Source organism: Thiohalocapsa sp. (genome assembly GCF_019695415.1).
GTDB lineage: Bacteria > Pseudomonadota > Gammaproteobacteria > Chromatiales > Chromatiaceae > Thiohalocapsa.
This window is the reverse complement of sequence record NZ_JAIFKJ010000427.1, coordinates 1-5,088: the sequence shown is the minus strand read 5'-3', so window position 1 is coordinate 5,088 and position 5,088 is coordinate 1. Positions and strand designations below refer to the sequence as shown.

At 65.8% G+C, this 5,088-nt stretch carries 4 protein-coding genes and 1 pseudogene; all 5 read right to left on the bottom strand.

The genetic code is table 11. The features are described 5' to 3' along the window. Nucleotides 1-9: 9 nt before the first annotated feature. A pseudogene (mrcB, locus tag I6U14_RS12170) lies at nt 10-2,064 on the bottom strand (penicillin-binding protein 1B); the annotation flags it as partial. A gap of 12 nt (nt 2,065-2,076) precedes the next feature. After that, the gene (locus I6U14_RS18310) at nt 2,077-2,307 is read right to left on the bottom strand and encodes a hypothetical protein (protein ID WP_367115662.1); all 231 of its coding nucleotides are present in this window, start codon (nt 2,305-2,307) and stop codon (nt 2,077-2,079) included. A 213-nt stretch (nt 2,308-2,520) separates the two neighbouring features. Beyond that, nucleotides 2,521-3,321, bottom strand: a complete 801-nt coding sequence (locus I6U14_RS12165; RefSeq protein ID WP_296899673.1) for an ABC transporter permease — start codon at nt 3,319-3,321, stop codon at nt 2,521-2,523. Then, nucleotides 3,318-4,256, bottom strand: coding sequence for an ABC transporter ATP-binding protein (locus I6U14_RS12160; protein ID WP_296899671.1), 939 nt, complete (start codon nt 4,254-4,256; stop codon nt 3,318-3,320). Before I6U14_RS12160 ends, I6U14_RS12165 begins: the two co-directional genes overlap by 4 nt. Nucleotides 4,257-4,400: 144 nt before the next feature. Beyond that, nucleotides 4,401-4,889, bottom strand: coding sequence for a hypothetical protein (locus I6U14_RS12155; protein WP_296899669.1), 489 nt, complete (start codon nt 4,887-4,889; stop codon nt 4,401-4,403). Nucleotides 4,890-5,088 lie beyond the last annotated feature (199 nt).

Below are 5,088 nucleotides of genomic sequence, written 5' to 3'. Positions count from 1 at the left end.
ACCACAGGGTCAGGCGGGAGCAGCCCGGCCCAGCAGCCGCAGCGGCCGGCGGTGGCTGCGCCCGCCGCAGGCGCTGCCGCCGTAGCCTGCGATGTAAGGCACCGAGCGTCCGCAAGCGCCGGAGGCGACAACGCCCTCTGGGGCAATATCTGCCAGAGGCTGGGTATCGACGCGGGCCATGATGTCTCCCCAGAGGCGCAAGGCCCCGGTGGAACCGCTCAGCCCCATGGGCTTGTTGTCGTCGCGGCCAACCCAGGCCACCACCACCTTGTCGCCGCTGAAGCCGGCGAACCAGCTGTCCCGCATGTCGTTGGTCGTGCCAGTCTTACCGGCAACGGTGAGGCCGGATGGCAAGCGCTTGTTGAGCCAGGTGGCCGTGCCCTGGGTCACCACCCGGCGCATGGCCCATTTGGTCAAATACGCGGCTTCTGCGGACACCACGGACTCGACGGCCAGTGGGTAGCGGTTCAGTGGCCGCCCTGAGGCGTCCAGCACCTCACGAATGGCCCGCAGCGGCGCCCGGAAGCCACCGGCGGCGATGGTCTGGTAGGCCTGCGCCACCTCCACCGGCGGCAGCGACACCGATCCCAGCAGCATGGCCGGGACGGCATCGATGTCGCGGACGGCACCGAGGTCTTTGAGGAAGGCGGCAACGTCAGCCACCCCCAGCTCGAGCCCGAGGTTGACGGTGGCGAGGTTGTAGGACTTCACCAGCGCCCGATACAAGGGCACGGTTCCGTGGACACTGTGATCGTAGTTCTTCGGCCGCCAGATAACGCCCGCCACGCGTAGATTCACGGGCTTGTCCTGGATCGGCGTCACCAGCGAGTACCGGTCCGGCTGCGACAAAGCCTTCAGGTAGATCACGGGCTTGATCAGCGACCCGATGGGACGTACCGCATCGAGGGCGCGATTGAATCCCGCATAGCCGGGGTCACGACTCCCGACCACAGCGAGGACCTCGCCCTGCGCCACGGAGGTGACCACCGCCGCGGTTTCCAGGGTCCCTCCCGGGAGTCGCCGGGAGCGATCCAACTTGGGCAAACGGTCCGTGACGGCCGACTCCACATGGGCCTGGGTCAGCGGATCAAGTGTGGTAAAGATGCGCAGCCCCTCGGAGCGCAGGTCTTCCTCTCGGTAGTCCCGGCGCAGCTGACGGCGGACCAGTTGGATGAAGGCCGGATACTCGCCGCTTGGCCGCGCGCCGCCTTCGACGATGCCAAGGGGTGCCTGCTTGGCGGCCTCGGCCGCATCGCGGGAAATGATTTGGTGGTGGGCCATCAGGTCGATGACCAGGTTGCGCCGCTCGATCACGCGGTCCGGATCACGCCGTGGATTGAAATCCGATGGACCCTTCAAGATGCCCACCAGCATCGCCGTCTGCGGGACATCCAGCTCGTCAAGGTCGCGGTTGAAGTAGAAGCGGCTCGCGAGCCCAAATCCGTGGATGGCCCGGTTGCCGTCCTGCCCAAGGTACACCTCGTTGGCGTAAGCGGTGAGGATCTCGTCTTTGTCGTAGCGCCAATCCAGCAGCACGGCCATATAGGCTTCGTTCAGCTTGCGCTCCAGCGTGCGATCCTGCGTCAGGTAGAAGTTCTTGACCAGCTGCTGGGTGAGCGTGCTCGCACCCTGCACGGTGCGCCCGGCGCGCAGGTTCTGGTAGGCCGCACGCGCGATACCCCTTGGGTCGACGCCGTGGTGCTGATAGAAGGTGCGGTCTTCCACCGCCAACAGGGTCTTGACCAGCCGCGGCGGCAGCTGCTCGCGCCGTAACAAGACGCGGTCTTCGTTGTGGGTTGGGTAGATGCTGGCGATGAGCGCAGGATCCAGGCGCACCAGCGCGAGGGGCGTCGCATCGCTGCCGTCCGCCACGTCCTGCACGACGCCGCCGGTGAGGTCGATGGCGAGATAGCGCTCAGGCTCGAAGCCGTCCCAAAAGCGGAAGGCGCGCGTGCGGATGGCAGCACGCTCCCCCTCGATGTGATAACTGCCCGGGCGGGCGAGCTGTGGATCTTCGCGATACCCGGGCGGACCCAGTGCGCCCTTCAGCCCCGGGAGGGAGAGCGGGGGGCCGGGTTAGATCTCCCGCGGACGCGCGGAGACGCGGGCCGGCAGCGCCCAACGCTTGCCCTCGAATTTGGCGCGCACGACCTTGTCGAGATGGATGCCGTAGAGCCCCACCGCGAGCCCGACACCGAGGGCGACCAACACCAGCGCCCTTACGGCGAAACCGAAGAAGCCGATGCCTTCCTTGGGCCGACGGTGCCGGCGTTGGGGCATCGGTTGGCGGGGACGGGGCTTGGGCATGGTGCGCGGGTGGCCGATTTACGGTTGGCAGGTACACCTGTGAAGCGCCGGACGGACGTCACGAAGCGTGCGGTCGCGCTGTCGAGTCCGAAGCCTCACCGGGATATTAGCCGGGGTGTTCACTGGGCAGTTCAGTGAGTTAAGCGAGCATTTGCAGTGAAATTCTAGCACGTTCCCGGCGCCTGCTGTCGTACTCCGGACGCTGCGTGTCTCTCACTGTTTGATGCCGACACCCCGCTCCAGCAGGCGCAGGCTGACCACGGCGAAGACGCCGATGAACAGCACAATAATGACGAAGGCCATCAGAAGAGGGATGTCCGTGGTGCCGAGCAGCCCGTAGCGGAAGGCATTGACCATGTACAGCACCGGATTCAGCAGCGACAGCCATTGCCAGACGTCCGGCAGCAGATCGATGGAGTAGAACACTCCGCCGAGGTAGGTCAGCGGCGCGAGCACGAAGGTGGGGACGATGGAAATATCGTCGAAGCTGTTGGCGAACACCGCATTGATGAAGCCGCCCAGCGCAAACAGCAGCGCCGTCAGCACGAACACCAGCAGGGTGATAGGCCAGCTGTGCGGCGAGACGTCTGTGAAGAACATGGCCACCAGCATGACGACGATGCCGACGGTAACCCCGCGCGCAACGCCGCCAGCGACGTAGCCCGCCAGGATGACCCAGGCGGGCGCCGGCGAGACGAGCAGCTCCTCCACGTAGCGGGAAAACTTGCTGGAGTAGAACGACGAGACCACGTTGCTGTACGCATTGGTGATGACCGCCATCAACGCCAGGCCGGGCACGATGAAGTCCATGTACGGGAAGCCGTCCATGCTGCCGATCCGATCGCCGATGAGTCGGCCGAAGATCACGAAGTACAGCGTCGTCGTGATGGCCGAAGGCAGAATGGTCTGCACCCAGATGCGCGAGAAGCGCATCACCTCCTTCTGCAACAGCGTGGAAAAGGTAATCCAGTAGCGATACCAGCGCTGGAGGTCGGGGCCGTACTGCACACTCATGCAGCCTGCGCCGCGGCGGCGCCGCGCCCGCGGTCCACCATTTCGAGGAACAACTGCTCCAGCCGGTTCTGCTTGTTGCGCATGCTCGCCACCTCGATGCCGACCGAGCGCAGCGCTGCGAACAGGTCGTTCAGCGACTGGCCCCGGTGCAGCTGGGCTTCCAGCGTGGTGTCATCCAGCTGTGTCAGGGTAAAGCCGTCGAGTCCAGGCGCACCGGCCAGCGGCGCCGTCAGATTGAGCACGAACGTCTCGATGTCCAAGCCGGCCAGCAGTGTCTGGGTCTCCGCCACAGCGGAGATACGTCCCTGGTCGATCATGGCGATGTTCCGGCAGAGGCTCTCCGCCTCCTCCAGGTAGTGCGTGGTAAGGATGATGGTGGTGCCCTCGGCGTTCAGCTCCCGCAGGTAGTCCCACATGGCCCGTCGGATCTCGATATCCACGCCCGCCGTTGGCTCGTCCAGGATCAGCAGCTTCGGCCGATGCACGAGCGCGCGGGCGATCATGAGCCGGCGCTTCATGCCGCCGGACAAGAGCCGCATTTCCGAACGCCGCCGCTCCCAGAGATCGAGCTTCTTGAGGAAGAACTCCGCACGGCGTCGCGCCTCCCGCCGCGGGATACCGAAATAGCCGGCCTGGTTGACGACCACCTCCTCCACCGGCAAGAAGAGATTGAAGTTGAATTCCTGCGGCACGACGCCGAGTGACGCTTTCACCGCCTCCGGCTCCCTGTCCAGGTCATGCCCGAACACCGCAACGCGCCCGGCGGTCTTGTTGACCAGCGAGGTGACGATGCCGATGAGCGTCGACTTGCCGGCGCCGTTGGGCCCGAGGAGTGCGAAGAAGTCACCCTCCTCAACGGACAGATCCACGCCCTTCAGGGCCTCAAAACCGGAACGATAAACCTTGCGCAGTTGTTCGACGGCGAGGGCGTGCATGGTAACGGCGGACGGGGCTGCTGCTGATTGCGGCTGGCCGCAAGAGATATGCCGCAGCGGCGATACCCGCGCGGGCGGCGGCTAAGCTAGCCGCTGCCTGCGGGATTTGCAAGGGTGCCGGGGGACCGACGGCAAGCTGGAGAACTAGACGACACCCGGCGGCAGCGCCCGCTTGAGGCCGGACATGAGCAGCGGATCGCGGCTGTCCGGGGGGTAGGGGGCAGTAAAGCCGCCGAGGAACAGCGCGAAGAGCAACAACAGACCCCACAGTCCACAAAGCCACACCAGCGCCGCCGCTGAGGTTGCGAACCCAGCCGCATAACCTGCGACTGACGCGACCTGCACCGGTCCGCGCAAGCGCAGCAGCACGAGCGCCAGCGCACCGGTGAAGAGGAGCGCCTTGATGCCGACCATCGCATGCAGCAGGTTGGCAAGCGCCGGCTCGACCCGAGCCGCGGGCTGTAGCATCGCGGCTGCGGCCAGCCCCAAGCCGGCACCGACCACGATGGCGGCCATCAACGTGGACGCACCCGCAACGCCGGACATGGCCTCCGACTGCGCTGTCGGCTGGGAGCTCGCTGCCACATTCGGCAGCGCCGGTGTTGCCTGTTCATCTGAGCGTTGTCTGGCCATGGCTGCCTCCGCGGAATCCGCAGTTGCTAAGTGGTGACAAAGACTACTGCATCCGCCGGCGGGAATGCCACGCAAGCGAGCGCTCGCGGGCGACCGGGGGCGAGACCCTGGGGCGACCGGGGGCGACCAGGCACGCTATATGCGCATCGCACGCCGGTTTTCGGTTTGTCGCGCGAACAACCTGCTGATGCCTTTTCTC

What these genes read in the sequence shown, in the direction of transcription:
- I6U14_RS12160 (WP_296899671.1), bottom strand. Translation starts at nt 4,256, where the DNA reads ATGCACGCCCTCGCCGTCGAACAACTGCGCAAGGTTTATCGTTCCGGT.
- I6U14_RS12165 (WP_296899673.1), bottom strand. Translation starts at nt 3,321, where the DNA reads ATGAGTGTGCAGTACGGCCCCGACCTCCAGCGCTGGTATCGCTACTGG.
- I6U14_RS12155 (WP_296899669.1), bottom strand. Translation starts at nt 4,889, where the DNA reads ATGGCCAGACAACGCTCAGATGAACAGGCAACACCGGCGCTGCCGAAT.
- I6U14_RS18310 (WP_367115662.1), bottom strand. Translation starts at nt 2,307, where the DNA reads ATGCCCAAGCCCCGTCCCCGCCAACCGATGCCCCAACGCCGGCACCGT.